This is a genomic window from Agrobacterium sp. 22-209-1 (genome assembly GCF_053522485.1).
The window spans coordinates 1-26,367 of sequence record NZ_JBNWCH010000004.1; the positions used below are offsets into that span (position 1 = coordinate 1).

Annotated in this window: 27 protein-coding genes, 2 tRNA genes, 1 pseudogene and 1 other annotated feature; of the genes and pseudogenes, 9 read left to right on the plus strand and 21 right to left on the minus strand. The window is 58.4% G+C overall.

Annotated features, from left to right (window positions below; genetic code table 11):
* The 3 genes and pseudogenes from ACQZ48_RS11140 to ACQZ48_RS11150 form a co-directional block, all read right to left on the minus strand.
* Positions 1 to 651: pseudogene (locus tag ACQZ48_RS11140) on the minus strand (IS3 family transposase); the annotation flags it as partial.
* Positions 251 to 367: a sequence feature (AL1L pseudoknot), on the minus strand. (Overlaps the previous pseudogene by 117 nt.)
* Before the next feature lie 108 nt (positions 652 to 759).
* Positions 760 to 2,139 (minus strand): tyrosine-type recombinase/integrase, encoded by a 1,380-nt coding sequence (locus ACQZ48_RS11145; protein ID WP_448728823.1) that lies wholly within the window; start codon positions 2,137 to 2,139, stop codon positions 760 to 762.
* A gap of 105 nt (positions 2,140 to 2,244) precedes the next feature.
* Positions 2,245 to 2,319 (minus strand) — tRNA-Asn (locus ACQZ48_RS11150).
* 176 nt (positions 2,320 to 2,495) lie between these two features.
* On the opposite strand from ACQZ48_RS11150, the gene ACQZ48_RS11155 reads away from it, so the two are divergent.
* Positions 2,496 to 2,774 (plus strand): hypothetical protein, encoded by a 279-nt coding sequence (locus ACQZ48_RS11155; RefSeq protein WP_173988834.1) that lies wholly within the window; start codon positions 2,496 to 2,498, stop codon positions 2,772 to 2,774.
* Positions 2,775 to 2,777: 3 nt separating this feature from the next.
* On the opposite strand, the gene ACQZ48_RS11160 is transcribed toward ACQZ48_RS11155, so the two are convergent.
* On the minus strand, positions 2,778 to 3,422 hold the full coding sequence (locus ACQZ48_RS11160; RefSeq protein WP_077982481.1) for an exopolysaccharide biosynthesis protein: 645 nt from the start codon (positions 3,420 to 3,422) through the stop codon (positions 2,778 to 2,780).
* A 521-nt stretch (positions 3,423 to 3,943) separates the two neighbouring features.
* Here ACQZ48_RS11160 and ACQZ48_RS11165 point away from each other — a divergent pair.
* Both ACQZ48_RS11165 and ACQZ48_RS11170 read left to right on the plus strand, forming a co-directional pair.
* A complete protein-coding gene (locus ACQZ48_RS11165; RefSeq protein WP_077982480.1) occupies positions 3,944 to 4,531 on the plus strand; it encodes a YqaA family protein in 588 nt (195 codons plus the stop codon).
* Positions 4,532 to 4,669: 138 nt separating this feature from the next.
* Entirely contained in the window at positions 4,670 to 5,224 is a 555-nt protein-coding gene (locus ACQZ48_RS11170; RefSeq protein ID WP_162520445.1) for a dual specificity protein phosphatase family protein, read from the plus strand.
* A gap of 304 nt (positions 5,225 to 5,528) precedes the next feature.
* Here the strand turns inward: ACQZ48_RS11170 and ACQZ48_RS11175 are convergent, their stop codons facing one another.
* The 3 genes from ACQZ48_RS11175 to ACQZ48_RS11185 form a co-directional block, all read right to left on the minus strand.
* Positions 5,529 to 5,732, minus strand: a complete 204-nt coding sequence (locus ACQZ48_RS11175; protein ID WP_191217787.1) for a hypothetical protein — start codon at positions 5,730 to 5,732, stop codon at positions 5,529 to 5,531.
* Between the two features lie 222 nt (positions 5,733 to 5,954).
* A complete protein-coding gene (locus tag ACQZ48_RS11180) occupies positions 5,955 to 6,215 on the minus strand; it encodes a phosphopyruvate hydratase family protein (RefSeq protein WP_191217788.1) in 261 nt (86 codons plus the stop codon).
* A 138-nt stretch (positions 6,216 to 6,353) separates the two neighbouring features.
* Positions 6,354 to 6,430, minus strand: a tRNA-Pro gene (locus tag ACQZ48_RS11185).
* A gap of 218 nt (positions 6,431 to 6,648) precedes the next feature.
* Between ACQZ48_RS11185 and ACQZ48_RS11190 the strand changes: the two genes are divergently transcribed.
* Positions 6,649 to 7,185: a DUF1269 domain-containing protein gene (locus ACQZ48_RS11190; protein ID WP_077982476.1), complete on the plus strand. Its 537-nt coding sequence runs from the start codon at positions 6,649 to 6,651 to the stop codon at positions 7,183 to 7,185.
* A 59-nt stretch (positions 7,186 to 7,244) separates the two neighbouring features.
* On the opposite strand, the gene ACQZ48_RS11195 is transcribed toward ACQZ48_RS11190, so the two are convergent.
* The 6 genes from ACQZ48_RS11195 to uppC all read right to left on the minus strand — a co-directional run bounded on the left by ACQZ48_RS11195 (position 7,245) and on the right by uppC (position 13,044).
* Positions 7,245 to 7,898, minus strand: a complete 654-nt coding sequence (locus ACQZ48_RS11195) for a hypothetical protein (protein ID WP_191217792.1) — start codon at positions 7,896 to 7,898, stop codon at positions 7,245 to 7,247.
* 172 nt (positions 7,899 to 8,070) lie between these two features.
* Positions 8,071 to 8,220 carry a hypothetical protein gene (locus tag ACQZ48_RS11200; RefSeq protein WP_003521552.1) on the minus strand — a complete coding sequence of 50 codons (150 nt, stop codon included), beginning with the start codon at positions 8,218 to 8,220 and terminating at the stop codon, positions 8,071 to 8,073.
* A 77-nt stretch (positions 8,221 to 8,297) separates the two neighbouring features.
* Positions 8,298 to 9,539, minus strand: coding sequence for a polysaccharide biosynthesis O-antigen ligase family protein UppF (gene uppF, locus ACQZ48_RS11205; RefSeq protein ID WP_077982473.1), 1,242 nt, complete (start codon positions 9,537 to 9,539; stop codon positions 8,298 to 8,300).
* A complete protein-coding gene (gene uppE, locus ACQZ48_RS11210) occupies positions 9,536 to 11,089 on the minus strand; it encodes a polysaccharide biosynthesis glycosyltransferase UppE (RefSeq protein WP_137410175.1) in 1,554 nt (517 codons plus the stop codon). The genes uppF and uppE overlap by 4 nt, the downstream gene beginning before the upstream one ends.
* 223 nt (positions 11,090 to 11,312) lie before the next feature.
* Entirely contained in the window at positions 11,313 to 12,455 is a 1,143-nt protein-coding gene (gene uppD / locus ACQZ48_RS11215) for a polysaccharide biosynthesis type 4 glycosyltransferase UppD (RefSeq protein WP_162520438.1), read from the minus strand.
* 16 nt (positions 12,456 to 12,471) lie between these two features.
* Positions 12,472 to 13,044 carry a polysaccharide export protein UppC gene (uppC, locus tag ACQZ48_RS11220; RefSeq protein ID WP_080790905.1) on the minus strand — a complete coding sequence of 191 codons (573 nt, stop codon included), beginning with the start codon at positions 13,042 to 13,044 and terminating at the stop codon, positions 12,472 to 12,474.
* A gap of 210 nt (positions 13,045 to 13,254) precedes the next feature.
* Here uppC and uppB point away from each other — a divergent pair, with 210 nt between their 5' ends.
* Positions 13,255 to 15,522, plus strand: coding sequence for a polysaccharide biosynthesis protein UppB (uppB, locus tag ACQZ48_RS11225; RefSeq protein ID WP_191217670.1), 2,268 nt, complete (start codon positions 13,255 to 13,257; stop codon positions 15,520 to 15,522).
* 28 nt (positions 15,523 to 15,550) lie between these two features.
* On the opposite strand, the gene uppA is transcribed toward uppB, so the two are convergent.
* Together uppA and ACQZ48_RS11235 are read right to left on the minus strand one after the other, a co-directional pair.
* Positions 15,551 to 16,777, minus strand: coding sequence for a polysaccharide biosynthesis GNAT family N-acetyltransferase UppA (gene uppA, locus ACQZ48_RS11230; RefSeq protein ID WP_077982467.1), 1,227 nt, complete (start codon positions 16,775 to 16,777; stop codon positions 15,551 to 15,553).
* A 97-nt stretch (positions 16,778 to 16,874) separates the two neighbouring features.
* Complete coding sequence (locus tag ACQZ48_RS11235; protein ID WP_020811154.1) at positions 16,875 to 17,087, minus strand: DUF2842 domain-containing protein; 213 nt, start codon at positions 17,085 to 17,087, stop codon at positions 16,875 to 16,877.
* 141 nt (positions 17,088 to 17,228) lie between these two features.
* On the opposite strand from ACQZ48_RS11235, the gene ACQZ48_RS11240 reads away from it, so the two are divergent.
* On the plus strand, positions 17,229 to 18,332 hold the full coding sequence (locus ACQZ48_RS11240; protein WP_165691202.1) for a COX15/CtaA family protein: 1,104 nt from the start codon (positions 17,229 to 17,231) through the stop codon (positions 18,330 to 18,332).
* Between the two features lie 6 nt (positions 18,333 to 18,338).
* On the opposite strand, the gene ACQZ48_RS11245 is transcribed toward ACQZ48_RS11240, so the two are convergent.
* The 6 genes from ACQZ48_RS11245 to ACQZ48_RS11270 all read right to left on the minus strand — a co-directional run bounded on the left by ACQZ48_RS11245 (position 18,339) and on the right by ACQZ48_RS11270 (position 23,303).
* Positions 18,339 to 19,181 carry an aminoglycoside phosphotransferase family protein gene (locus ACQZ48_RS11245; RefSeq protein ID WP_448728824.1) on the minus strand — a complete coding sequence of 281 codons (843 nt, stop codon included), beginning with the start codon at positions 19,179 to 19,181 and terminating at the stop codon, positions 18,339 to 18,341.
* Between the two features lie 10 nt (positions 19,182 to 19,191).
* Complete coding sequence (gene argC, locus ACQZ48_RS11250) at positions 19,192 to 20,124, minus strand: N-acetyl-gamma-glutamyl-phosphate reductase (RefSeq protein ID WP_191217667.1); 933 nt, start codon at positions 20,122 to 20,124, stop codon at positions 19,192 to 19,194.
* Between the two features lie 70 nt (positions 20,125 to 20,194).
* Positions 20,195 to 21,148 carry an agmatinase gene (gene speB, locus ACQZ48_RS11255; RefSeq protein ID WP_077982463.1) on the minus strand — a complete coding sequence of 318 codons (954 nt, stop codon included), beginning with the start codon at positions 21,146 to 21,148 and terminating at the stop codon, positions 20,195 to 20,197.
* Between the two features lie 131 nt (positions 21,149 to 21,279).
* Positions 21,280 to 21,747, minus strand: coding sequence for a 30S ribosomal protein S9 (gene rpsI / locus ACQZ48_RS11260; RefSeq protein WP_003521540.1), 468 nt, complete (start codon positions 21,745 to 21,747; stop codon positions 21,280 to 21,282).
* A gap of 2 nt (positions 21,748 to 21,749) precedes the next feature.
* Positions 21,750 to 22,214 (minus strand): 50S ribosomal protein L13, encoded by a 465-nt coding sequence (gene rplM / locus ACQZ48_RS11265; RefSeq protein ID WP_077982462.1) that lies wholly within the window; start codon positions 22,212 to 22,214, stop codon positions 21,750 to 21,752.
* Between the two features lie 252 nt (positions 22,215 to 22,466).
* Complete coding sequence (locus ACQZ48_RS11270; protein ID WP_191217666.1) at positions 22,467 to 23,303, minus strand: EamA family transporter; 837 nt, start codon at positions 23,301 to 23,303, stop codon at positions 22,467 to 22,469.
* Between the two features lie 905 nt (positions 23,304 to 24,208).
* Between ACQZ48_RS11270 and ACQZ48_RS11275 the strand changes: the two genes are divergently transcribed.
* From ACQZ48_RS11275 to ACQZ48_RS11285, 3 genes are all read left to right on the plus strand, one after another.
* Complete coding sequence (locus ACQZ48_RS11275; protein ID WP_173988916.1) at positions 24,209 to 24,643, plus strand: CoA-binding protein; 435 nt, start codon at positions 24,209 to 24,211, stop codon at positions 24,641 to 24,643.
* A gap of 73 nt (positions 24,644 to 24,716) precedes the next feature.
* Entirely contained in the window at positions 24,717 to 26,000 is a 1,284-nt protein-coding gene (locus tag ACQZ48_RS11280) for an O-acetylhomoserine aminocarboxypropyltransferase (RefSeq protein WP_077982459.1), read from the plus strand.
* Between the two features lie 12 nt (positions 26,001 to 26,012).
* Positions 26,013 to 26,357 carry a cupin domain-containing protein gene (locus tag ACQZ48_RS11285; RefSeq protein ID WP_077982458.1) on the plus strand — a complete coding sequence of 115 codons (345 nt, stop codon included), beginning with the start codon at positions 26,013 to 26,015 and terminating at the stop codon, positions 26,355 to 26,357.
* Positions 26,358 to 26,367: the final 10 nt, after the last annotated feature.

The window sequence follows — 26,367 nt, forward strand, 5'->3', positions numbered from 1 at the left end:
CGGTGGTTTTGACGGGCTTGCCGCGAATGATGCCTTGAAGACCCATCATTCTCATGAGCCGAGCGACGGTGCAGCGGGCGATGTCGTGACCCTCTCGCTGCAACTGTCGCCAGACCTTCCGCACGCCATAGACCTGGAAGTTCTCGTTGAACACCCGGCGTATCTCGACCTTCATCGCCATGTCGCGACGGGCGCGGGCCGACAGGCGGTCCACGTCCGTGCGCTTGGCAACGACCTCATAGTAGGTGGACGGGGCAATCGGCAGCAGCCTGCAGATCGGCTCGACCCCGAGCACCGTGCGGTGTTCGTCGATGAAGGAAATCATCGCTTCAGTGGGCGGTCGAGCTCCGCCTGGGCAAAATATGCCGAGGCTTTGCGCAAAATCTCGTTCGCCTGACGAAGCTCCCGGTTCTCCCGCTCCAGTGCCTTCATCTTCTCGGCCACGTCGCTCGGCAGGCCAGCCCGCTTGCCGCTGTCGACCTCGGCCTTCTTCACCCATTCATGGAGGGTATGCGCCGAGCAGCCGATCTTGGCCGCTATCGATGATACCGCTGCCCAGCGGGAGGGATGTTCGGCTTCATGCTCCGTCACCATACGCACGGCACGGGCGCGGACTTCAGGGGAGAATTTGTTCGTCGTCTTGCTTGTCATAGACCCTACTTCTCACGAGTTGGGGTCTCCGGTAAATCCGGTGCGGTTCATTGCGATTTGGTGGCGACATGCCAAAAACTCCATTAGCTCAGGTCTTTTCGGCGTCGTTCAACGGTCGAGTTCGAACACCTTTTTCATGGCATCAGTTGCAACCTTCAACCGGGCGTCATCTCCCCCATAGTTGTCCCCAATCTTCCCAGATGAGTGGCCTAGAACAAGTTCTCGGTCGGCTGCTGACACGCCAGATGCCCTGAGCCTATCAGCCATCAGGTGACGCAGTGAATGCACGGTTATCTTCTTGTCGGTCACGCAAGCGCGGACATGCTTCATTAGCGCCGCACTGGCTGCGTCCGGGCCTCTGTCGCGGCAGTATGCCGAGAATAGCAGTTTGTCGCTCCCAGCGGCAGCTATGGCCTCTCTAGCGGCATTCAGTGCATCCCCAAGCAACGGTACCTTGCGAATAGAGCCTTTGGTCTTCAATCTGCGGTGAGGGTGAAAGACTAGATTCAAATGCGGTAGCGCGCCTTCGGTCACGGTGTCTGCCACCATCAGGCCAGTAACCTCAGCAATGCGGCATCCAGTTCCCTCTAGAATGCGCCATATCCGTCTCAGGTCTTCGTTCCCACGCTCTAGGACGCGTTTGCGCACCTTAGATAGTTGGTCAGGTGAGAAGGGGAGCCTGTCGTCTTTCGCTGCTGTCTCCTTCGTCACCGTGAGACCAGCGAACCTATTAACGGTGTCTAACTCAAATTCTTTAATCGCGTGGTTTATCACGGCGTTGATTGTGTTGAGGTAGCGTTCGGCTGACGATGGCTTGACCCGGTCAAGAAGGGTGTCGCGTACTTCTCGCGCATCCTGTCGGGACAATGCAATAAGCTCAGGGTCGCGCTCTAATGTGTCAGTGATAAAGGCGAGGGCGCGCTTAGTCTCTAGCTCTTTTTTCTTCTCGTTGGGGCGACCTGAAATCTTTTCCGAAAGATAAAGCCGTTCCGCATCTTTGAGGGTGGGGTTAGGTCTAGGCAAACGCGCGCCGCCTAACAGGCTCCGTGCCAATGCTGCGTCCTGAGCAGACACCCCAATCGGGTAGCCTTCGTCATCCACCGTGTATTTGCTCATGATGGATTCGGCTATGACAGAGCGCGCCAACTCTTCAGAGCCATTTCCGTCCGGGTCTCCTTCACCTGCCCAGTTCCGATCAAGCTTGAATGAGCGAATCTTTATTGAGGCAGACTGCGCTAGTTCGAAAGGAGTCGGTTCCTCGGCGTATAACACGGCACTCTTAGCTTGCTTTGCAGTAGGTCTCTTTAGGGCGGCGGCTAGTTGGCGTTCGGCTTCTGCGTGGGCACGGTAATAATTTTTGATCGCCTCTGTCTCAGACGAGCCAAGCGGTATGACAATCTCAGTCTTGTCTAGAATTTCACGGAGATGAGCAGGGACTTTGCGGCGATAACGCCAGCCAGATTTTCCACGTTTCTGAACGTATTGCACTTCTAATCTCATTCTCAGGGTACCAATCGGTGTACCGCATGAGGTACCTCTAACGAAGCTGCTTTCCTTGCGAGGCAAGGCTTCTAGGCGCTGTCAGAAGAAAAATGGCTCCCCGGGCCGGATTCGAACCGGCGACCTGTCGATTAACAGTCGAATGCTCTACCGCTGAGCTACCAGGGAACGTCCACCGCTTGGCGCGGTGTGAGCGGGGTAATACAAATGCTTTTCCGATTTGCCAAGCGGTTTTTTCAAAAAAAACGCATTCCTCTTGTTTTATCTCGTCAGAGTGCCGATTTTCCGGGCTTATCGCCGATGAAAAAAATATCCACAGGCCAGATGTTAAAGGGCAGGATGGAATGAAATTCGGAATCGACCACAGAACGCAGCGCCTCCATGTCGGAAAATGGAGCCTTGCCATGCCGCGTTCCCGCGTTGGCAGGATTGCGACGGGCTCGGCGCTGGTGGTGGGCGGAACGCTGGGGTTCCTGCCCGTTCTCGGATTCTGGATGATACCGCTTGGGCTCATTGTGCTTTCGCACGATCTCCCTGCGGTTCGCCGCCGGCGGCGACGGATGGCGGTGTGGTGGGCGTCGCGACAGAACCGCCGCGACACTCGCAATAACGGTCGGCACTAGGTCTTATGCGCCGATGGAGCTGCTGATGCCTTGGCCGGCCCACAACGCCGCATAGGCGAGCGCGGCGAAATAAATCGATGTCAGTCCCAGGAAAAGATAGCCGCCAAGCACGGTGACGCCATCCCGCTGAATCATCCCGGCCGAAAAAAGCAGGATCGCAACGCCTGGAAGGGTGTTGGAGAAAGGAATGAAGCCAAGCGGCATCATCAGCAATACGCCCGCCGTCATCAGCGCAAGTCCGTTGATCCGGTTGGCGATGATGCCCGTCGTCAGCGCGGGAATGCGCGGGCGGATGAAAGCATCGAGCTTGGAGACAATGGCGATACCTTTTTGAAGTGCCGGGACGAGCTTTGCCGTCTCCATCTTCCGGTCAAGGATTTTCGCTGGCAGCCATGGCAGGCGGTTGAGGGTAATGGCCAGGCTGACAAGGATGATCGCCGCGCCAAAGACGGTGCTGACGCCGGGAATGGAAACCGGAATGAGAAAGGGCAGGGAAGCGATAGCGCAGATGAGCAACAGGCCCTGTTCGCCGATCGCTTCCATCAACTCGCGCAACGTAATCGTCTGGCCCTGCAATTTTCCTATCAGCTTCTCAAGCGTCGTGCTGAGCTTTTCAGACGTATCAGTGAATGCGAATTCGTTCGTCATGCGTCGTCCCGGAAGTTGATTTAACTCCGGGATTGATACCATTCATCCGGCCCGATGCCTATCGCTGATAGAAACGAGCCTCTTCACATTTGGTCGTGCGGTTTCGCCCTGTTTAGTGCGAAACCCAGCTGCTGTATGCGCCTGCAAGAAGAACGACCAGCAGAATGACAAGTATGACCGGATTGATCGATGTAACGAAGTTTACATAGTCCATGATAACTTCCTCCTCTTTCCGCCATTGCTATTCTACAGCAAAAAGGCGAGTTCATCTACCGTAGGATGAAATTTTGCATTGCAACAACCGGCCTTCGGAATAGGCCGGAAATGCGCGTCTTTATGATTTTTTGCGATGCAAAAATAAATCTTCCAACATTTGCCATTCTCTTGCGTTGTCTCTAATCCTCATTCAGGGTTCGGTTCTCCGCCCTCCGGTAGCTGTCGGTAAACCGCATGAATCACCGCCGATATGCCTTGGCTCCCGCCTGCCTTCACTCCGCAACACTCTTCCCCGGAGAAACCACATGCTGAAAAACATCTATGCCTGGACGATGGCGCTCGCCGCGCGCAAAACCGCCGTGTGGTGGCTGGCAATCGTAGCTTTCGTGGAAAGCTCCGTCTTCGTCGTGCCTGCGGATGTGCTTTTCCTGCCCATGGTGCTGGCAAAGCCGAAAAAGGCGATGTTTTATGCGCTCGTGGCAACTGTCGCCTCGGTTCTCGGCGGTATCGCCGGCTGGTTCCTCGGTCATTATGCCTTTGAGAGCATCGCCCGGCCCATTCTCGAATTTTACGGCAAGCTCGACAGCTTCGAGCATCTGAAGAACTCGGTGGACTACGAAACCATCGTTCTCCTGCTGGTGACATCAGGGCTCGCGCATCTGCCGCCGATCAAGGTCGTGACGATCCTTTCCGGCGCGGCCAATATCAGCCTTGGCCTGTTCATTCTTTCTGCCGTCGTCACGCGCGGCGCGCGTTTTTTCATCCTTGCCGGATTGCTGCAGAAATACGGGGAATCGGTACGTCATTTTATTGAGAAACGCCTTGGCGCCATCACTGCGGCGGCCGCCGCTGCACTCATCGCGGTCTATGCAGTTTACGTTTTCGTGCGTTGATCAAGCGCAATTTTTCTACTCTTACAATACTGTCGCAGAACTTTCAGCTTACTGTCAGAATCCACCTGTATCGGTTCTCTCGTCGAATAGGGGAACCGTTTTATTATGCGAAGATTCTGGAAGTGCTCGCTTTGGGGCATGGGTTTTGCTGTGCTTGCCGCAGGCTGTTATCTCTACGCCATTCAGCTTCTGGGCAATTTTCACGAGGTTGTCGCAGGGCAGCTTTATCGCTCCAATCAGCCGAGCAATGAGCAGCTCGTCCGCTATACCAAAGATCACGGTATCAGGACGGTCATCAATCTGCGCGGCGCGAACGAATCCAAGGCCTGGTATCGCGATGAGGTCGAAACCGCCCGCGATCTGGGACTTAATCATATCGATTTTGGCATGTCGGCAAGCCAGGAGCTCGATATGAACAGGGTCAACGAACTGGTCGCCATCATGCGCGATGCGCCGAAGCCCATTCTCATTCATTGCAAGGCCGGTGCGGACAGGACAGGCCTCGCCACCGCGCTCTATCTCAGCCGCGTGGCAAAGCTTGACGAGGAACAGGCGGAAAGCCAGCTTTCCTTCCGCTTCGGCCATATCGGCATTCCCTATCTCTCGCAAACCTATGCCATGGACCGGACCTGGGAAAACGCGGAAAAGATGCCCGTCGTCGACGATTTCGCCATCGCCTCTAACGAATATTGAATGTGTTATTGGCAGGCGACGCAGGCAAGGATGTCGGGCCGCCTGTTTCCGGTCTCCGGTCAGTTGTTAGGCAGCCTATGACTCATCCCTTCGCCTCGGCAGCATCGGGACAAAATGGCGGGGGCGCGACGCCTTAGGTCCAATCGTCCCCCAGAGCACGTCCGGTTTAAGCGGAATCTGTGGACGTGCTCTCCCTTTTTGTTTTCACGCATTTCCGGACGTAAAACCGCTTCGCACTTTTACGGGAAGTGCTCGAGCTCGCCGCATGTATCGTCGCGTCCAAAAAAGGCTGGCGAAGACGATTTTAATCGCGTCCGATATCCGGCGTCCATCCGCGCGTATATCCCTTTCCCATAATGGCGACCGCCAGGGAAAGCTGTTCCTGCAGATGCTCGATTTCGCCGAGAAGGGCTTCGACAGCCGCTTTCGCATCGCCGTCGTGACACTGGATGACATAGCCCGCTATGTCGTCAGGCCGTATGGGGGTGACTTTTCCAGCGTTGGACATATCGGATAACCTCTCTTTTGTTCACTAAATGTTCTAATTTTAGCGAGGAGTCAACAACGGAGAGTCGACAAAGCAGTAGGGATTGCCCTTCGGTGGTCGGCGACTTTACAGTGAAGACTGTATTTTCAAAAACTATGCGGAGAATGTTCTCCCTCACCACAATGGTCGCAGTACGGGATTTTGCCCCGGACCCCCAACGGTCCGGCGTCGAGCATTCGAACGTCAGTGGATGGACGGATCCTCGCCATCCAGAAAGCTGCGAATCCCGTCCTTCTCACACGTTGCCAGGAATTCTTCCCAGGCATCTTTATCGGTCGCGAAGGGTTCGTCCCAGGTGGTGACATCGTTATGCTCGCTGATGACTTCGAGCGTCCAATCCTGCTGGGTGCCGGCGGGCCGGTAGATATCAACCAAAACCGTGACGCCGTCGTCTTCAAACTCGCCCGAGAATTCCGAGTGTTCTATTTTCGTTTTTTTGGCCATCTCGGCGCACCTCATTCTCAGGCCTGGACAAATGTATAGCCGAATCCGGTCTTTTAAATTCGCGCATGGCGCGGGTTACCAGATGGCTGAAACAAATATAGCCAGCTCTGGGGGAACTGGCTATCTATCTGATTTTAATGGTCGGAGCGGCGGGATTCGAACCCACGACCCCTTGACCCCCAGTCAAGTGCGCTACCGGGCTGCGCTACGCTCCGAACCTGAAAGCCGTTTATATATAAGCCTGTTAGGGCGCAAGCGGAAAATGGTCTTTTCATAAAAAAAGGAGCAAAGGATGTGGATGGTGTAGAAGGCCTGAAGCAGTCCGGACGGGCGGTCGTCAAACGCATGACACATCCTCTTTCCATCATTGCCGGAACAAGCCGCCCGCTTCGGCGTTCAATCGCAGCGGAATTGAAACTCAGGGAGACGAACTATGTCTGAACTTGTCGTTGTTGGTTTTGACGGAACGGAAGTGGCCGACAGGGTGCTTCTGAAGCTTGCTGGCCTGAAAAAGGAATATCTGGTCGATCTGGAGGATGCCGTGGTTGTCGTTCGCGATGACGACGGCAAGGTGCATCTGAAGCAGAGCGTCAATCTGACTGCGATAGGTGCAAGCTCCGGTTTCCTGTCCGGCGGCCTCTGGGGCGGCCTTGTCGGCCTGCTGTTCCTCAACCCGCTGGCGGGATTTGCCATCGGCGGCGCGATCGGTGCGGGCACGGGCGCTCTTGCCGGTTCGCTGACGGATTTCGGTATCGATGACGATTTCATCAAATCGCTCGGCGAGACCATTCCCAATGGTTCTTCGGCGCTGTTCGTGCTGATCCGCAAGGTGCAGCCGGAAAAGGTACTGGCGGAATTCGAAGGCCTGCGCGGACGGGTCATCAAGACGTCGCTGTCGCCGGCGCAGGAAGCGCAGTTACAAAAGGCGCTTTCCGGCGGAGCCGAACCTGCTGCCGCGCCTGCCGCCTGAACGGGCGTTGAAAGCGAGGCTGCGGCATGTTCCATGTCGCAGCCATCCGGGAATGCGGCTTATACGGTCAAAGTGCCGTTTTTCGCCTGTGGCCAGGTGAGATAATAATAGCGGCTGCCGACGCTGCCGAAAAACGCGTTGTCGCCAGAGATGGTATCGACATAGGCGCCGGTTTCGCTTCTCGCATAGGTCGAGCCGTCGCGTTTGAGATGGTCTTTCAGAAAGTCGCTCCATCCCGTCACGGCGATAGTCATAGCAGGGCCGGAAGTGGTTTTTGTATCTGCGGCCACGTCCCAGGCTTTGACCTGCGCGCCTTCGGCGGGATCGGAGACGGTCAGCGTGCCGGCCGTCAAAGCCTCCAGCATGGCCTTGGCCTGCGAAGCCTTGTCCGGATCCGCGGTCAGTTCTTCCAGCGTCTCCTTCAGCGCCTTCATGAAATCGGCCTTGGTAATATCGCCGGAAGAAAGCCGGGTATCCGTGTCGTCGGTCTGCGTATCCTCGTTCGAGGTCTGGGCATATTGCGCCAGAAGCTGCGTGAGCCTGGTATTGGTGGACGAGGAGGAGTTGGTGGTGTCGAGCCCGTAGGAACCGAGCAGAGACGTCCGAGTGGAGGATGAGGACGTGACGGCGGGATTGTCTTCCTGCTCCTTGATGGCCTTGAGGGCCATTCTGGTTGCGGTGAGGCGTGTGGACAGGTCGATGGAGGAGACCATTGCGCTAGCTGTTTCCTTGATCGGGCGATACGCATCATTCGTACCGAACCGGCTCGGCGGGCATCGATCCCGCCTTTCGTCTCCTCTCATAAGAAGACCGGGCGAATCCCGGCCGCGTTCGGCTTGGGATGCACCCGGTCTTAATGGCCGGACTTTGCGCGACGCTTGCGGATCAGTTCTCCTGAACGGAGACGCCGTTCGGGCCGATGTTCATCTCGATTCCCTTCGGCTTGCTTTCCTCGTGCCAGACATAGATGCCGAGACCGGCAATGACCACGATGAGGGCGCCGATAATGAGATAGAGATTATTGGTCTGCGTCATAAGATGTCTCCCCGTTTGACAATCGGAATCGGGGGCTAAACGCATGAAATGGTGTAAGGTTCCGTAAGGGTAGGTCTTTACGCGGCGCGTGCGCGGCGGCGCAGGCTTTCACGTTTCTCCAGCGCCATGCACCCCCACAATATGCCGAGCAGCAGGAAGAAATGCCGCCAGTGGTCGGTATCGATGACGGCGCCGATCATCACATGTCCCACGAAAGTAACCCAGGAAATGATGAGGAACGGCTGCCAGGGGCGTGGCCGCAGCAGATGCCTGAAACCGGCGGCAACGGTCCAGCAGATCAACACGAGATAGATCACGAAACCGAACCAGCCATGCGTCGTCAGGCTCTTCAGCCAGATATTATGTTCGGCAGCGGGAAAGATATTGTCGAACACCATCGGGCCAATGCCGAGGGGATGATCCATTGCGAGCAGGAAGCCGAGATAGTGGCGGGCAAAACGGCCGAGATGCCCACCATCATAGGATTGCACCGCAGAGGCGCGGCTAAGGAACAGATCGGCCACCTGTTTGAACTGCAGCGCGATGATAATAGCCGCGACCATGAGGCCCGCGGCGACGAGAAACAACACGAGTATCTTCAGACGGAAGGCGGCCGTTCGTTCTTTCAGCAGCATGACGAAAACGAGGAGGATGGTGGAAAACAGAAACAAGCCCCAGGCCGCGCGCGAGAATGACAGAAAAATGCCGAGCGACAGGATGAGTAGCCCGACGATCCGTAAAGGCGCATGCATCGCCTTGCCGGTGAGGAGGCCGTAGATCAGATAAAGCGACGGGGTCACCAGAAAGGGACCGAAAACATTCGGGTCCTGAAATGCGCCCTTGGCGCGGTCGTAGAGGGTGAAGACCTCGAAACCCGGAATAGCGTGGAAATATCCGATGATGCCGAGCAGGGCGGTGATCAGCGCCGCGGCAAGCCAGGCCCGGAAAATCAAAAGCAGCCGCTGATATTTGTCCTCGATGATCGCCGCGTAAAAAACCGATGTCAGCGCCAGAAAGGTCGAGACGGCGAGATAAAGCGGTCCCTCATCCAGATCGGCCATGGTGGTGAGCGAAAGATAACCGCCGACATTGAAGGCAAGCAGCAGGCACAGAAGCAGGACGACGGTGCGCGAAAGGCGAAGGCCGAGTAGGAACCAGAGCGCCACCTGTCCCACCATCATCAACTCATAAGGCGCCGGCTCGGAGATGACGAAGCCGGAAAGGAACACGCCAAACGCGATGAAGAACGCACCGATGAGCCGCATGGTGGCCAAAGGTGCGTCAAAACCCGCCGCGTGCTGGTAACCGGTGTGGGTCAATAGGCGTTTTCCGATTTCAGCAGCCGTATCGGCGTGAGGAACAGAATCTTTAAATCGAGAAACAGCGACCAGTTCTCGATGTAATAGAGATCATATTCGGTCCGGAACTTGATCTTGTCGCCATGGTCGATCTCGCCGCGCCAGCCGTTGATCTGCGCCCAGCCGGTGACGCCGGGCTTTACCTTGTGGCGTGCGAAATAGTGCTCCACCACCTCGGTATATTTCAAGTCGCCCGTCTGGGCGTGAACGGCATGCGGGCGCGGCCCGACGAGCGAAAGATCGCCGTAAAGAACGTTGAAAAGCTGCGGCAATTCGTCCATCGAGGATTTGCGCAGGAAGCGGCCGACGGGCGTCACGCGCGGGTCGTTCTTTGTCACGGCCTTTTTCGCGGTCGGGTCGGCGAGCTCCGTATACATGGAACGGAACTTCCAGACATTGATCGTCTCATTGTTGAAGCCGTGGCGCTTCTGCTTGAAGAGGATCGGGCCTTTCGAGGTGGTTTTCACGGCAATTCCCGCCCCCACCATCACCGGCCATAAGAGGGCGATGCCGATGAGGCTGAAGGTGATGTCGAACACCCGTTTCGCCACCGAATCCCAGTCGCGGATCGGCTTGTCGAACACATCGAGCATCGGTACCTTGCCGACATGGGAATAGGCGCGGGGGCGGAAACGCAATTTATTGGCATGCGCCGCAATGCGGATATCGACCGGCAGCACCCAAAGTTTGCGCAGAAGCTGGAGAATGCGCGCCTCGGCGCTGAGCGGCAGGGCGATGATCAGCATGTCCAGCTTCGTCAGGCGGGCGAACTCCACCAGCTCCGCAAAGGTTCCGAGTTTGGGATAACCGGCGACAACTTCGGGGGAGCGGGCGCTTTTCCGGTCATCGAAGATGCCGCAGATGCGTATATCGTTGTCGGACTGCTGCTCCAGCGAGCGGATAAGGTCCTTGGCGGTATCGCCGCCGCCAACGATGACGGCGCGGCGTTCCATGACGCCGTTGCGGCCCCAATGACGAATGGCGAAACCGAGGATCAGCCGCCCGGCGAAGATCGCGACCGCAGCCGTTGCATACCAGACGCCAAAGGCTTGCCAGGAATGCAGCGCATCGGGAAAGAAAAGGAGAAGGAAACAGGCAATTCCCACGAAGGAGAGGCACACCGCGCCCTGAATGCGGGCGAACATCTTCAGCGGCGTGCGCAGCGTCGGAAGCTGATAGCAGTCACCGGCCTGCAACAGAAACACGCAGAGCGCCGCCCCCAATACGCCGCCGCCGAAAACCGACAGAAAGGTTTCGAGACCGCGATCGGCCGCGATGCCGTTGACGATGGCGGCGATGACGACGAGCATCGTGAATTCCAGAAGCCGCAATTGCCCGATCACCATATTGGGCGAATGGTTGCCGGCGCGAAGCTGGTTGGCGATCTGCCGTGCAAGCGGATTGAGAACGACCGTTTCGGACGCCGAAGACCCGCCGGCTTCATGGTCAGAGAGTTTCTTGCGCAATGACGCCAGATCGAATTGCATTCTGTCCTTGTCAGTCTTGGTCATTGCCTTGGTCCGCACCCTCCAGCACATCGGCCTGAAAATCGCATTGAATTTTCGAACGGAACGATGCGCAACCTCAAAGTGGCAGAGCGCCTTTTATGCATCCGAATGGGCGCACGCGCTCTACGAGCAGGAAACTAGCCGAAACATGCTAAGAAACGTTTATGATGATTTTCTACAGGATGGCCGGAATATACAATTAAAAATCGTGTTTTTGAAATGACTATCAGGTGGATAACAGGTCGCGATAGAGTTTCATCATCTCATCCGCCATGACCGGGGTTGAAAATTTCGCTTTGAAGCTGTCGGGACGAGGCATGATCCGCTGCGCCCAGTCGGCGTCCTCGGCATCCTTGACCATGATCCGCGCCAGCGCGTCGGCGTCACCAGCCGGTACGAGCGCTTCGCTGTCTTCTCCGAGGACTTCGGGAATGCCACCGACATGTGAGGCAATGACCGTCTTTCCCGATGCAAGCGCTTCCAGCACGATATAGGGCATGGCTTCGGCGCGCGAAGGCACCACCACCGTCGTCGCCAGTTCGAAGGCCTGTCTGGCGGGCATGGCCGCATGCATGGAAATGCGCCGGGAAAGCCCAGCCTTGTCGATCATCGCCGCATATTTGTCCCTGTCCGGTCCGTCGCCGACAATCACGCCGGACATGGGCTTGCCGAGACTGCGTTCCATCTTTGCAAATGCCGTGATGAAGACATCCGGCCCCTTGAGGTCGCGCAACATGCCGATATAGAGAAAACGGGCTGCGTCTTCGCGCGCGGGTACGGTTTCGAACTCGCTTTCCTGAACGCCGTTATAGATCATCGCGGTGCGGGTGCGCGGCCTGCCGACCTTGGCTTCATACGTCGCCTGCTCGAAATTGCAGACGAAACAGAGCGCATCGGTGAAATGTTCCTGGAACCGCTCCAGCCGCAGGAAGAGCTGCCCTTTGAGGCTGTTTCTGGCGTAATGCAGGCTGCCGCCATGCGGTGAATAGAGGCGGGCTACGCGATACCTGTTCGCCCGCAGGAGTGAGCCGATCAGCCGGGCAAGAGCGCCACCCTTGGCGCTGTGTCCGTGCAGAATGTCCGGCCGCAAACTTTTGATGTGCTTGTAGGATTTCCACAGCGCCATGAGGTCGCCGGGGCTGATGGACCGCCTGATGGGCAGGCGGGTGAGGCCGAGTTCCAGCATCGGGGTGATCTGTGCGAAAAGCCGCTCCTCATGCGCGCCGCCGGTGGAACTGTCGCAAACGATGCCAACCTTGTGGCCCTGCTTCACATGTTCTTCGATGAGGTCGCGCACATGGCGGAAAACACCGCCCACCGGGGAGCGGAAGCAATGAATGATACGCAGGGGAGGGCCGTCATCCGACACGTGCGCCACTCCGTTCTTAGAAGAAGCGTTCACGCACATAGACGGTATCACCCGCCAGAATGGGCGCGGTGATCCCGATCCGGCCGGTCATCACCTCGGCGTTGATCTTGCGGGTAATGTCGACATCGGCCTGATTGGCGCGCGGAGTAAAGCCGCCGGCAATGGCTATGGCGTTTTGCGCGGTCATGCCCGGCACATAGGAATATTGGCCGGGACGACCGACTTCGCCCATGATGAAGACCGGGCGATAACGGTCGATCTCGATCGTCACGTCTGGATCGCGAAGGTAACCCTGCCGCAATTTGGCGGCTATGGCGGCTTCGAGCTGCGGCAGCGTCTTGCCGCGTGCGGGAACCTGACCGACGAGCGGGAAGGCGACATAACCGGCCTGGTCGACCGTATAGGTGTTGGTCAGCCCGGCCTGCTCGAACACGTTGATGCGCAGCCTGTCGCCGCTATCGACATGATAGGGTTGCAGCGCAGCCTCGTTAAAGGACCTCGGCGCGGGTTGATATGCCGCGCAGCCGGAAAGGGCCGTCAAAACGGCGAGCGTCAGTGCGGTGACATGTCGTGATCCGGCGAGCGGCATCTCATCTGGCTCCGAGTCGATCTTTGATCATTCTTATCGTTCTGTTAGGGTTAATGTGCGGTAAACAGCCGGCGCGAGCGATGGTAATATCGGCTTTATTTCGTCGGATTCTCCGGGATTAACTGTTGTGTTACCCGCAAGACTTAAGCTTCGCGAAAATTGACCATCTATATTTGAACGCCCGAGGTTTGTCTCGGTTACGGAGCCTGCATGAACGGCGATCGCATTGACGACAGGGATGTGGATATCGATCTTGCGCAGCTTGTCGCAGCCATATGGCGGCGCAAGGGGCGGATCGCGGCGATCACGCTTCTGGCCGGAGGCGCCGCCTTCGTGATCTCAAGCATGATGTCGCCCGCCTATAAGGGCGAGGCGCGCGTGCTCATCGAATCTCGCACGGCCTCCTTCGGCGCCTCGCAGCAGTCCAATGCGCCCGCCGAGCCGGTTCTCGATGAATTGACCGTTTCCAGCCAGGTGCAGATCCTGCAATCGGTCGATCTCATCAAACAGGTCGCGAAAGACATGAAGCTTTATGAGCTTGATGAGTTCGATCCGGAGGCCCATCCTTCGCTCATCTCGCAGCTGCTGGTCGCCGTCGGCGTCAAGAAGGACCCGCTTCAGGTGTTGCCTGAAGAGCGGGTGCTGAAGGCCTTCCGGGAGAAGTTGCAGGTCTATCAGGTCGAAAGTTCGCGCGTCATCACTGTCGAGTTTTCCTCGCAGGACCCGAAGCTCGCCGCCGCCATCCCCAATGAGATGATGAAGGCCTATATCGCCCTGCAAAGCGGCGCAAAGCTGGATACAAGCACGGAAGCGGCGCGCTGGCTGGAGCCGGAAATCGCCAATCTGCGCGAAAAGGTGCGCGAGGCCGACAGGAAGGTCGCGGATTACCGCGCCTCCGCCGATCTTCTCTCGGCGGGGCAGGGCGAAACGCTTGCCACCCGCCAGCTCAGCGATATCTCCACCGAACTTGGCCGTATCCGTGGCGAGCGCGCCAATGCGGAAGCGCGGGCGGAAGGCGTGCGCAGCGCGCTTGCTAACGGCCGTCCGCTTGATACTTTCCCCGATGTCGTTGGTTCCCCGACGATCCAGAGGCTGAAGGAAAACGAGACGACGATCCGCAGCCAGATTTCCGATCTCTCGTCTTCGATGCTGGAAGGCCATCCGCGCATCCGTGCGCTGCGCAATCAGCTTGACGGCATACAGCGGCAGATTCAGGAAGAAACCCGCAAGGTGCTGGCAAGTCTCGAAAACGAGGCCAATGTTTCGCGTCTGCGGGAACGGCAACTGGTTCAGCAGCTGAACATGCTGAAATCGGAAAGCGTTCGTGCCGGCGAACAGCAGGTCGGTCTCAACGATCTGGAGCGGGAAGCTTCTGCGCAAAGGCAGCTTCTGGAAACCTATCTTGCCCGTTACCGCGAAGCGACTTCGCGCGCCGGTTCGGTGGATTCCACGCCGGCCGATGCGCGCGTCATCTCGACGGCGGTGGAGCCGCGCGAACCCTATTTCCCGAAGACCGGCGCCATCACCATCGTCGTGACGTTGGCGGCCTTTCTGCTGTCCTGCATCGTCGTCATGCTGGTGGAGCTCTTCACCGGCCGGGCCTTGAAGCCGTTGGGCAGGAACCAAGTTCCGCCGCTCTCCGATCCGCCTTCTCCTTCCCGTTCCCCAGCCGATCCGGACAAAACGACGGACGTGTCGGAACAGCCTGTAGTCGCGCGCCATGAAGCCATACAGCCTGCTGCGCGAGCCATGCCGGTCGCCGCATACCAGCCCGTTGCCGAAGAGGAAGAACGGCGTGTACCGGCCGCCGCTGCGGCCGCCATACCGGCCCTGCCGGTGGAGGATGTCACGGCTGCGAAAGAGGAGGCAGTGGAGGAGGAGGTCGACGCCAATGACGACTTCTCCATTAGCGCCGTTGCAGGTTTCCTGGCTACCCGCCTTGCCAAGCCGGTCGCCGCGATCGTGTCTCCGGCCGGTGATAGCGGTTCGACCACGACCGTCATGCTGGCGCGTGCTCTGTCCGAAATGGGTCGTTCGGTCGTTCTCGTCGACATGACGGCGTCAGCCTGTCCGACGCGATTGATGGCGCCGGAGGCTGGACTTCCCGGTGTGATGGACCTTCTGGCGGGCGCGGCCGCCTTTGGTGAAACCATTCACGGCGACCGCCTGTCCGACGCCCATATTGTGCCGCGTGGCAATGCGCAGCCGCGCGAGGCCATGCGTGCGATTGACCGTCTGACGATGATCCTCGGCGCGCTCTCCGACGCTTATGATACCGTCCTCGTCGAGTGCGGCGCGGTACAGATCTCGAGCCTCGGGAAAATGCTGCGCAACCTGCCGGCGGAAATTATCGTCTCGGTTCCGGGCAAGGATAGCGAATTGTTGGAAAAGACGCTCGGTGAACTGGTTGCCGAGGGTTATGGACAGGCGCTGCCGCTGACCGGCATGCGCAAGCCGGACCATCTGAGCGCGGCCTGAGGCGCCGCATACCTACAGCGCCGGCAACTCAGTCGGCGGCGCTGTCCATCTTCGGCCGTCCGGCGCGAAACCGCTGTATCAACGCATAAAGCGCCGGATTGGATTTGATCAGGCTCTTCGTCCGGGCGATGGCGACATAGGCCGAGGCCGCAACGCGACCCTTCAACGTCACCGGCAGGAATATATCGTGCTGCACGGTGAAAAGCGGGCACCAACTGCGCTTGTAGAGCTGGTCGCCGACGCCGAAATCGAAGATTGCCGCCTTTTCGCGGCAGGCCCTTTCGATCATCAACCAGAACAGCAATTCACCGGGGCTGAGTTCCGAAACGGATTCATCGATCGAACCGAACTGGCAGATGATGTGATCCTGCTTGCGTGAAAGGCCGGCTATCGCGGCGATGACGCCCTCGTTTTCGCCATGCAGGCGAATGGCGTGCAGCTCCAGCAGGCTGTCCGTGCCTGTCTGTGGGAAATTGGCGAGATCGTAGAAGAAATCCTTCACCGATTGATCGCGAAACACATCCGGAATGCCCTGCGAGGCGAAACGGGCGGCCTTTTGGCGGAAAAACGCCTGCAACATTTCGCATTTTTCCTGTGGCGATTGAGCGATCACATGGCTGTAGCCGCCCATTTCCTCGGCCCTTCGGCTCTGGATACGGAATTTCTTCCGTCGCCTCTTGGCATTGACCTGCCGAAGCGTGGCCTCGAAACTTTCGAGCAGGGGAAGCTGGAAGGCCGGATTCTGGTTCTCGACGGAAGCAAGATGCGAGAGGGGATTGGTCCTGTCGCGCCACCTCAGCGGTATGTTCTGCAAAGCCAAAATATCGACTCGACCATGCAACAGCTTCCGCGCCTCCCGGGCAATCGCCGCCGCGATTTCCTGTCCGGCCTGTCCGGCAAAGGAGGGGTCGAAAAGCCCCGTATTGATATTGTTGAAACGGCCGCCGGGAAAACGCGCCTTGCGAACGCCGCCTTCCATTACGATTTCGAGAGGCAGCAGAAAGATCGTCTTGCCGCGTTGCCGGCCGCGAAGCGTCAGGAGCGCGCTATCCTGCGTTTGTGCCCAAATGGAGCACCAGCCGAAACTCTGATGCAGCGAATTGAGCGGATCGTTTTCCAGCCGCTCCCAGTCGACGCGGATGGTGGAGGCGTCATCGACCAGATCAATCAACAGACGATCAGCACCCCGCCGCTCGTTTTGCACGGCGGTCGGCGCTTGCTCGTCGCTGATAAAGACCGGCCCCTCAGCCGCCATCCACTCTCTCCGGTTGTTTCGGTCGGACTATATCGCTGAGCGGCAAACAATCGGTTTATAAAATTGCGACCTCAGGGTGTCATGCAATGGCCGGCGCTTAACCCTGTTTTTTGGGTCCGGCCATCCATTTGATGATCAGCATCGCCGGCAGAACCCACAGGATTCCGGTCAGCACGAAATAAGCGAGATGCACCCACCAGGGCGATTGCGCCAGCGCCGCCGATGCAATGGCCGTCGCCACCACGGCGTAAACGACGACGAGGCAGATGATGACGATAGTGCCGATGAGCGATCTGAGGCGAGGGTGCATGAAATCTTCCGTGATTGAACAACTGGCCGACTATACCGCCGCGACCGGATGCCGCAAACCCTGAGGCCTTGTTTTGTGGTGCCGGTTGGGGCTAATCAACATGACTGTATGAGGGAGACCTGAAAGATGCGTTCGAGCGGCATGACGATGGCAAATGGTTCTGCGGACATGGTGGTGGAGGCTGCCCTGCAGAAACAGGAGAAGGACCGCCGCCTGCTGCGCATCTGGCTTCGCGTCGTGCTCTTCACGCTCTTCTGTCTGGTCCTCGTCGGCGGCGCCACGCGGCTTACCGAATCCGGCCTGTCGATTACCGAATGGAAGCCGATCCATGGCGCCATTCCGCCGCTTTCCGTGGCCGAATGGGAAGAGGAATTCCAGCTCTACAAGCGCATTCCCCAATATCAGGAAATCAACAAGGGTATGTCGCTCGACGAGTTCAAGACGATTTTCTGGTGGGAATGGGCGCATCGCCTGCTTGCCCGCACCATCGGCCTCATCTTCGCTTTGCCGCTCGCCTTTTTCTGGCTGACCGGCCGCGTCGAAAAGCGCCTGCGCCTGCCGCTCGTTGGCCTTCTGGCGCTTGGCGGTTTTCAGGGCTTCATCGGCTGGTGGATGGTATCGTCAGGCCTCGTCAACCGCACGGATGTCTCGCAATATCGGCTTGCTACGCATCTGACCATTGCCTGCCTCATCTTTGCGGGCTGCATGTGGATATTGCGCGGCCTGTCGCACCACTCGCCCGACGCCGCCGACGAAAAGACGGGCAGGGGCTTTGCCGCGCTGCTGACTGTGCTCTGTCTCTTCCAGATCTATCTCGGCGCATTGGTGGCGGGGCTGAATGCCGGCCTTTCCTACAATACCTGGCCGCTAATGGACGGCTCACTGGTGCCGGGCGACCTCTTCCTGCAACAACCCTGGTGGATCAACCTCTTCGAGAACCCCAAGACGGTGCAATTCGTCCACCGCCTCGGCGCCTATACGCTGTTTGCCGCCACGCTTTGGCATATGGTGTCGATGGCCCGCGCCTTGCCCAGTACGCCACACGCCCGCCGGGCGGTGCTGTTCTTCGTGCTCGTCTCCATTCAGGCGGGGCTCGGCATCACCACGCTGCTCATGCATGTGGATATTCACGTCGCGCTCGCTCATCAGGGCATGGCGCTGATCGTGCTTGGTTTCGCCGTCGCCCACTGGCGCGGGTTCATCGGCGAATATCCGGCGCCCGTTGCCGTGGAAGTCAGGGACTGAAGCGGCTTAGAACTGCCCGAGTACCGTTTTGATGGTGGCCGCGACGGCGAGTTCGTTGTCGCGTTCCTCCGCATTGCCGTCCTCTTCATGCCACGCGGCAGAAAGGCAGCCATAGGCAAAGGCGTATTGCAGCAATAGCCGTTCGTCCCGTTGCAGAGCCTTTGCAAAGATCGCCGCCATGGAGGCGATGCGCGCCTCGCTGCGGGTAAGGTCGAAACGGTCGAGCGGATTGGAGAACATATTGGCGACATCGAGCGCCGCATCGCCGATCAGGCCAGCCGGATCGATGATGATCCAGCCGCGTTCACTGCGCATGATGTTCTCGTGATGCAGATCGCCGTGCAGCGGCTTCACATCCCGCTGCCGGTCGATCAGCGCCTGCGCCAGCGTGGCCGCCTCGATATAGCGGCTGTCCATGCCGTCGGTGCGATCCAGCTCGGCCTTGCGAAACAGGCTCTCGAAATAGAGCGGCAGCGTCAGCAGGCTCGAAGGCGGCTTCTGCTGCGATGGCTGATGATATTTTAGCAGGACATCGGCGGCGATTTCCGTCGTGGCGTCGTCGCCGTCGCGAAACAGCAGGTCGCGCAGGGTCTCCGTACCGGCGTGTTCCATCAGCAGAATATCGTCGGAGCGGTCGAGCAGTTCCACACAGCCGATGCCGGCGCGCCATGCGATGAAATCCGCGCCGCGAAGGCTGTCCTTCAGGACTTTCTTTTTCAGAACCTTGGCAACAGCGAGGGAACCATCGCCGCGCGTAAGCTCGTACACCACCCCGGCCGGCGTATCGGCAATAGACTTCGCGGCCTCGATATTCCACGAGGCCGGAAAAGAGGGCGGGGCAATCTTCATGAGAAAAGTCTCATGCAGAGAGCATCAGCTCCATGTTCTGTACCGCTGCGCCAGACGCGCCCTTGCCGAGATTGTCGAGCAGCGCCACGAGGTTGATATGCTCACCGCCGGGCGTACCGAAGACGAAAAGCTTCATCGTATCCTTGCCCGCCAGTTCCTCCGCATCGATGCGGGAGAGCCCCTTGCTTTCAGCAAGCGGCACCACACTGACGATGTCCTGGCCCGCATAATGGGCGGTCAGCGCCGCGTGGATCGTTTCGATGGTCGCGCCTTCCTTCAGGTCAGCGGCAAAAAGCGGCACCTGCACGATCATCCCCTGCGGGAAACGACCGACGGAGGGCGAAAACAGCGGTGCACGGTCGAGCTGACCATGAATGGTCATCTCCGGCACATGCTTGTGCTTGAGCGTCAGGCCATAAAGGAAATTATTGGCGCTGATGGCGTCATCGCGGCTCTGGTCTTCCATCTGGGCAATCATCTGCTTGCCGCCGCCAGTGTAACCGGAAACCGCATTGACGCTGACCGGATAACCGTCAGGCAGAACGCCGGCGGCGCGCAGCGGGCGCAGAAGGGCGATCGCGCCGGTCGGATAGCAGCCCGGATTGGCGACGAGGCGGGCGGAACGAACCTTCTCGCCCTGTTCCTTATCCATTTCGGCAAACCCATAGGCCCAGTCCTGATGGACACGATAGGCGGTCGAGGTATCGATAATGCGGACATTGTTATTGCCGGCCACCATCGAGACCGCTTCCCGGGAAGCATCGTCCGGCAGGCAGAGGATCGAAATGTCGGCATTGTTGAGCATATCCTCGCGCATCGCCGCATTGCGGCGCTCGGCCTCGGGAATGGACAGCAGCTCGATATCGCGGCGACCGGCAAGGCGCGTGCGGATCTGCAGACCCGTGGTGCCGTGTTCGCCATCGATGAAGATCTTCGCTGTCATGTCCTTGTCCTGACTTTTCAGAGTGTTGCGAGGGTATTCGGAATCAGTTTGGCAAGCGCCGTTATCTTTGTCAGCCAGCCTTCGCCAGCCGTTCGGCACGCAGGCCAAGCATATACATTGCAACGGTCGCTCCGGCAATGGCGGTAATATCCGCATGGTCGTAGGCGGGCGCGACCTCCACCACGTCCGAGCCGCGAATATCGAGCTGTCCAAGCCCGCGCAAAACGGAGAGAATTTTCGCACTGGTCGGCCCGCCAGCGACTGGCGTGCCTGTTCCCGGCGCAAATGCGGGATCGAGGCAATCGATATCGAAGGTCAGATAAGCGGGCATGCCGGCCGTGTGCTTGACGATCAGCGAGGCGATATCGCTTGCCCGCATTTCCTCCACCTCGTAACCATGGAGAATGCGAATGCCGAAATCGTCGGGCGCATGGGTGCGGATACCGATCTGGATCGAGCGGTCGGGGTCGATCAGCCCGTCGCGCACGGCGCGCGCCACGAAGGAGCCGTGGTCGATGCGCTTGCCGTCGTCGAACCAGGTGTCCTGATGTGCGTCGAACTGCACCAGCGCCAGCGGGCCGTGCTTCGCGACATGCGCCTTCAAAAGCGGCCAGGTAATGAAATGATCGCCGCCGAGCGTCAGCAGATAATCTGTCTTGGAGATGATCTTTCGCGCTTCCTTTTCGATCGTATCAGGTGTCTTCCAGTGATTGCCGTAATCGAGCAGACAGTCGCCGTAATCTATGGTCGGCATTTGGGCAAAAAGATCACGCGCGAAAGGATATTGCGGATCGTTGTCGAAGATCGCTGAAGCCCGGCGGATCGCCTGCGGCCCGAAACGGGCGCCCGGCCGATTGGAGGTGGCAGCGTCGAAAGGAATGCCCCAGATGGCCGTCGATACACCCTTGAGGTTCTTGGTATATTTGCGCCGCATGAAGGAGAGGACGCCCGCATGGGTCGGGTCGGTGGCGGCCGATGTCAGGGTCGTTGCGGTGAAGGCATGGTCGATGGTTTTGGACGGCATTGATCACCCCATTGCGATTTGCGCCGAGGTTGCTGTCTTCCTGCTAAAAAAACAAGGGAGGAGAGCCATGAAAAAAAGCGGAGCCGAAGCCCCGCCTTTCGAAGTTCTGAACGAACAGTTCTGAGAAGCGATTAGCGCTTGGAGAACTGGAACGAACGGCGGGCCTTGGCCTTACCGTACTTCTTACGCTCGACAACGCGGCTGTCGCGGGTCAGGAAGCCACCCTTCTTCAGAACGGAGCGCAGGCCCGGTTCGAAGTAGGTGAGGGCCTTGGACAGACCGTGACGAACGGCGCCGGCCTGACCGGACAGACCACCACCGGCAACGGTGGCGATGATGTCGAACTGACCCGTGCGGGCAGCGGCGACGATCGGCTGCTGAAGGATCATCTGCAGAACCGGACGGGCGAAATACGTGGTGAAATCGCGGCCGTTGATGATGATCTTGCCAGAACCGGCCTTGACCCATACGCGGGCTACGGCGTTCTTGCGCTTGCCGGTCGCGTAGGAGCGGCCGAGGGTGTCAACCTTGCGGACATGCACGGGAGCCGAAGCTTCCGATGCCGGGGCGAGGTCTTTCAGAGAGGAAAGATCGGCCATTATCAGGCGCTCCTTACGTTCTTCTTGTTAAGCGCGGCCACGTCGAGAACGGTGGGCTGCTGTGCTTCGTGCGGATGGTTCGAGCCGGCGTAAACGCGCAGGTTCTTCATCTGGCGACGGCCGAGCGGGCCGCGCGGGATCATGCGCTCGACGGCCTTTTCAACGACGCGCTCCGGGAAGCGGCCTTCGATGATCTGGCGAGCCGTACGCTCCTTGATGCCACCCGGATGACCGGTGTGCCAGTAGTACTTCTTGTCGGAATACTTCTTGCCGGTGAGGGCAACCTTTTCCGCATTGATAACGATGACGTTGTCGCCATCATCAACGTGGGGGGTGTAGGTAGCCTTGTGCTTGCCGCGCAGGCGGGTTGCAACGATGGTGGCGAGGCGACCAACAACGAGGCCTTCGGCGTCGATGATGACCCACTTCTTCTCCACCTCAGCGGGCTTCTGAACGAAAGTAGACATGAATTTCACTTTCTAACGTGGACCCGTCATCCTCTTGCATGAAGAGCATACGGGCGTTTCTTGTTGCTTGGTTTGGTTGCCGTGAAAGACAACCGCAAATGACCCAATTCCGGCTGGAATCCGATCTGGCGCGCTTATACGGTGCGCGAACGAAAGCGTCAATATGACGGATTTTGGAGGCCATAAAAATAAGATAGAAAAAACAATGACTTGATAATGGGGTATTATTTTACCCCATCAAGCGGGCCCGTTTTATCCCAGTCGCATCACCAGAACGCCTGCTGCAATGATGCCTCCGGCAAGATAACGCCAGACGCTGGCGCGTTCCTTCAGGATCACCACGGAGATCACCAGTGCAAAGAGAATAGAGGTTTCCCGGAGCGCCGCGACGACCGCGACAGGCGCCTTGGTCATGGCGTAGAGCGCCAGCCCGTAAGAGAGAATGGAGCCGCCGCCGCCGATCAGTCCGCGCCGCCAGTTGCGCCGGGCATGGTTTGCGACCGGGCCCACACCGCGCCGGTAAAGGGCAAAGCCGAAAAGCAGCACGGGCGGCAGAAGCGACATCCACAGCGTATAGGAGATGGCGTTGCCGGAAAGCCTTGCGCCGACACCGTCGACGAAGGTGTAGGATGCGATCACGAAGGCGTTGAGCAGGGCGACCATGATCGCCTTTCCGCCGCCGCGCCGCGCCTCGAAAGCGAGCGTCAGGATGCCGACTGAGATGACGGCGATACCGGCAAGCGCCACCGGGCTCAAAATCTCGCTCAGGAACAGACTGCTCGTCGCAGCGACGATCAGGGGCGCCACGCCGCGCATGACGGGGTAGACAAGGCCGATGTCGCCGATCGTATAGGCGGCGGCGACAAGCCGGAAATAGGCGAATTGCAGAACGGCCGAGGCGATCAGGAAAGGAATGGCGACCGGAGCTGGAAATGGCAGGAAAGGCAGAAACGGCAGCGAACAGGCCGCAGCGCCCGCCGCGATCAGCGAGGCGTCCAGCGATTTGTCGGATCCGGCTTTGACCAGCGCATTCCATCCGGCATGCAGCATCGCGCCCATGAGCACCAGAAGAAGAATGTCAAATGTCACAATAGAGACTCGCTCGCGGGCTACTTTGGGCAACCTACAGCATCGGTTTGAAAACCGGAATCGATTTTCGCTACACCCGGCAAGCCTTTCCCAATTGTTCGCGTACACGTTTTGCGCGGTGGAGCCGCCCGCAAATAGCCTGTGATTGCGGCGGATACTGCAACGCGCGTAAACTTTATGCTTTGTGCATGTCACGGATCAGTGGAATGATTTTGCGTCGGGGCGATATGGCCTTCTGCTCACAATTTCATCCGCCAGATGGAGGTAGGAGCGTCGCATGCACAGCTTCTAGTTTCGCGTCGGGATCAATTTTCGCTTAAAATACTACCTGTTTTGTCAAATACCCTGATGGATATCCGACGGCTCCTCGGGCTCTAACTGTATCAATCGGGGAGAAGCGCGCATGAAAAAAAATTTCAAATCCCTCCTGAATCAGGCTCTGTAACGTTGCAGTTTCATATAAGGATTGATTTACTGAATAACTTTTTGAAAATTAGACATGTCTAATTTTCCTGCGAACGGAATGAAAACAAACAGGAGACGAAGGGCGCATGAATTTCACGCTAATGTTGTTTAAGCCCGCATTTGCGACAATTCGCGTCATTTCGAAAACTGGGCAAGAATAGTCAATAAAACTGGCGTTCTGGCGTTTGGTGAAATCATTTTGCGTGAACGAAAAAAGCGCCTCTTCGCGACATGGAGTCTGCGGTAATGGCGGTCAAACAGATCGGCAGGGGTTCAAGAAAGCAAAGAACCTACCTAAATGGAAAGGACGGGCGCAACCGGCAGCGTCAGGAATGCGTCGGTGGAATTATGCATGAGGCGCCATGCTCGGGCGCTTTTAAATGGCGCACCTGCATTGTTATTCTTCAAACCATGCGATGCTCCAGAAGGGATAAGTTGACATGCAGCATGATAGTTATGAACCCGAGTACCTCAGAAAAATTCTGACTGACGTCAAAACCATCGCCCTGCTGGGTGCTTCTCCCAATCCCGACAGGCCCAGCCACGGCGTGATGCGCTTTCTGTTGTCCAAGGGGTATCGCGTGTTTCCGGTCAATCCTGGCCAGGCGGGCAAGGAGATATTGGGGCAGAAGGTCTATGCCAAACTCGCCGATATTCCCGAGCCGGTGGACATGGTCGACGTTTTCCGGGCGCCGGAATATTTGTTGGCCATTGTCGAAGAGGCGATATTGCTGCCTGACCGCCCTTCGGTGATCTGGGGCCAGCTCTCCGTTCGCGATGACAATGCCGCCGCCAAGGCGGAAGCCTATGGCATGGACGTGGTGATGGACCGTTGTCCCGCAATTGAGTATCCGCGTCTCAATATTGCGCGATAGTTGGTACGGATTGCACTTATCATTTGGCGCCAAGGCATTATGATCCCTCCAAAATTCCAATGGAGGAAACATCATGCCGAGCAACAATCCCGGTTTTTCGACGCTGGCCGTTCACGCAGGCGCGCAGCCTGATCCGACCACCGGCGCGCGCGCCACGCCCATTTATCAGACCACGGCCTATGCTTTCCGCGATGCCGATCACGCCGCCGCCCTGTTCGGATTGAAAGAGTTCGGCAATATCTACACCCGCATCATGAATCCCACCCAGGCGGTTCTGGAGGAGCGCGTGGCGGCGCTCGAAGGTGGCACGGCGGCGCTTGCCGTTGCTTCCGGCCACGCGGCGCAATTGCTGGTGTTCCACACGCTCATGCAATCCGGCGATAATTTCGTCGCGGCCCGCCAGCTTTATGGCGGCTCGATTAACCAGTTCGGCCACGCCTTCAAGGGTTTCGACTGGCAGGTGCGCTGGGCGGATGCCGCGGACCCGGCAAGCTTCGAGGCGCAGATCGATGATCGTACCCGTGCCGTCTTCATCGAAAGCCTCGCCAATCCGGGCGGTACTTTCGTGGATGTCGCCGCAATCGCCGATGTCGCCCATCGTCACGGCCTGCCGCTCATCGTCGACAACACCATGGCGAGCCCCTATCTGCTGCGGCCGCTGGAACACGGCGCAGATATCGTGCTACATTCGCTGACGAAATTCCTTGGCGGACACGGCAATTCCATGGGCGGCATCATTGTCGATGGCGGCACCTTCGATTGGTCGGCGACCGATAAGTTCCCGGCGCTGTCGCAGCCGCGGCCGGAATATTCCGGCGTCGTGCTGCACCAGACCTTCGGCAATTTCGCCTTTGCCATCGCCTGCCGCGTTCTGGGATTACGGGATCTCGGCCCGGCAATTTCGCCCTTCAACGCCTTCCTGATCCTGACCGGAATAGAGACGCTGCCGCTGCGCGTTCAGCGCCATTCCGACAATGCGCTCGCCGTCGCGAAATGGCTGAAGGCACATCCCAAAGTCGGCTGGGTGCATTATGCGGGTCTGGAGGACAGCGACAACCATGCCATCCAGCAGCATTATTCGCCGAAGGGGGCGGGCTCCGTCTTCACCTTCGGCGTCAAGGGCGGTTATGCGGCCGGCAAGGCATTGGTGGAAGGGCTGCAGCTTTTTTCGCATCTCGCCAATATCGGCGATACACGCTCGCTCGTCATCCACCCGGCCTCCACCACTCATGCGCAGTTGACGCCGGAACAGCAAACGGCCGCCGGCGCCGGGCCGGATGTGGTGCGCTTGTCGATCGGCATTGAGGACGTCAAGGACATCATCGCCGATCTCGAACAGTCCTTTGAAAAAATCTGAGGACCTGCCGCGATGACAAATCTTGTGTCTTTTGAAAGCAGCGCCGTTGAGGTGGAGCACGGCGCGCCCGTGCCGGAAAGACTGATATCAGGTGATCCCAAATTCACGACATGGAATCTCGAAGAGGCTCCCGGCGGCATCTATGCCGGCATCTGGCAGTCTACGCCGGGCAAATGGCGGGTGGTCTATGATGAATGGGAATATTTCAGCATTCTCGAAGGCCATTCCATCCTGACCGAAGACGGCGGCACACCGCGCGATCTGAGGCCGGGTGACAGGATTGTCCTGCGCCCGGGCTTCACCGGCACCTGGGAGGTCGTGGAAACCACGCGGAAGGATTACGTTATCCGGCTGTGAGGCCGGATGC

Bases quoted from the DNA above. Each gene is read 5' to 3' on its own strand.
- ACQZ48_RS11200 (WP_003521552.1), bottom strand. From the start codon at position 8,220: ATGACGCAGACCAATAATCTCTATCTCATTATCGGCGCCCTCATCGTG.
- ACQZ48_RS11285 (WP_077982458.1), top strand. From the start codon at position 26,013: ATGACAAATCTTGTGTCTTTTGAAAGCAGCGCCGTTGAGGTGGAGCAC.
- ACQZ48_RS11235 (WP_020811154.1), bottom strand. From the start codon at position 17,087: ATGCACCCTCGCCTCAGATCGCTCATCGGCACTATCGTCATCATCTGC.
- uppA (WP_077982467.1), bottom strand. From the start codon at position 16,777: ATGGCGGCTGAGGGGCCGGTCTTTATCAGCGACGAGCAAGCGCCGACC.
- ACQZ48_RS11245 (WP_448728824.1), bottom strand. From the start codon at position 19,181: ATGAAGATTGCCCCGCCCTCTTTTCCGGCCTCGTGGAATATCGAGGCC.
- uppC (WP_080790905.1), bottom strand. From the start codon at position 13,044: ATGCCGCTCGCCGGATCACGACATGTCACCGCACTGACGCTCGCCGTT.
- ACQZ48_RS11195 (WP_191217792.1), bottom strand. From the start codon at position 7,898: ATGGTCTCCTCCATCGACCTGTCCACACGCCTCACCGCAACCAGAATG.
- ACQZ48_RS11180 (WP_191217788.1), bottom strand. From the start codon at position 6,215: ATGGCCAAAAAAACGAAAATAGAACACTCGGAATTCTCGGGCGAGTTT.
- ACQZ48_RS11280 (WP_077982459.1), top strand. From the start codon at position 24,717: ATGCCGAGCAACAATCCCGGTTTTTCGACGCTGGCCGTTCACGCAGGC.
- argC (WP_191217667.1), bottom strand. From the start codon at position 20,124: ATGACAGCGAAGATCTTCATCGATGGCGAACACGGCACCACGGGTCTG.
- uppB (WP_191217670.1), top strand. From the start codon at position 13,255: ATGAACGGCGATCGCATTGACGACAGGGATGTGGATATCGATCTTGCG.
- speB (WP_077982463.1), bottom strand. From the start codon at position 21,148: ATGCCGTCCAAAACCATCGACCATGCCTTCACCGCAACGACCCTGACA.
- ACQZ48_RS11160 (WP_077982481.1), bottom strand. From the start codon at position 3,422: ATGACGAACGAATTCGCATTCACTGATACGTCTGAAAAGCTCAGCACG.
- ACQZ48_RS11175 (WP_191217787.1), bottom strand. From the start codon at position 5,732: ATGTCCAACGCTGGAAAAGTCACCCCCATACGGCCTGACGACATAGCG.
- rplM (WP_077982462.1), bottom strand. From the start codon at position 22,214: ATGTCTACTTTCGTTCAGAAGCCCGCTGAGGTGGAGAAGAAGTGGGTC.
- ACQZ48_RS11170 (WP_162520445.1), top strand. From the start codon at position 4,670: ATGGGTTTTGCTGTGCTTGCCGCAGGCTGTTATCTCTACGCCATTCAG.
- ACQZ48_RS11165 (WP_077982480.1), top strand. From the start codon at position 3,944: ATGCTGAAAAACATCTATGCCTGGACGATGGCGCTCGCCGCGCGCAAA.
- ACQZ48_RS11190 (WP_077982476.1), top strand. From the start codon at position 6,649: ATGTCTGAACTTGTCGTTGTTGGTTTTGACGGAACGGAAGTGGCCGAC.
- uppE (WP_137410175.1), bottom strand. From the start codon at position 11,089: ATGACCAAGACTGACAAGGACAGAATGCAATTCGATCTGGCGTCATTG.
- rpsI (WP_003521540.1), bottom strand. From the start codon at position 21,747: ATGGCCGATCTTTCCTCTCTGAAAGACCTCGCCCCGGCATCGGAAGCT.
- ACQZ48_RS11155 (WP_173988834.1), top strand. From the start codon at position 2,496: ATGAAATTCGGAATCGACCACAGAACGCAGCGCCTCCATGTCGGAAAA.
- ACQZ48_RS11275 (WP_173988916.1), top strand. From the start codon at position 24,209: ATGCAGCATGATAGTTATGAACCCGAGTACCTCAGAAAAATTCTGACT.
- ACQZ48_RS11240 (WP_165691202.1), top strand. From the start codon at position 17,229: ATGACGATGGCAAATGGTTCTGCGGACATGGTGGTGGAGGCTGCCCTG.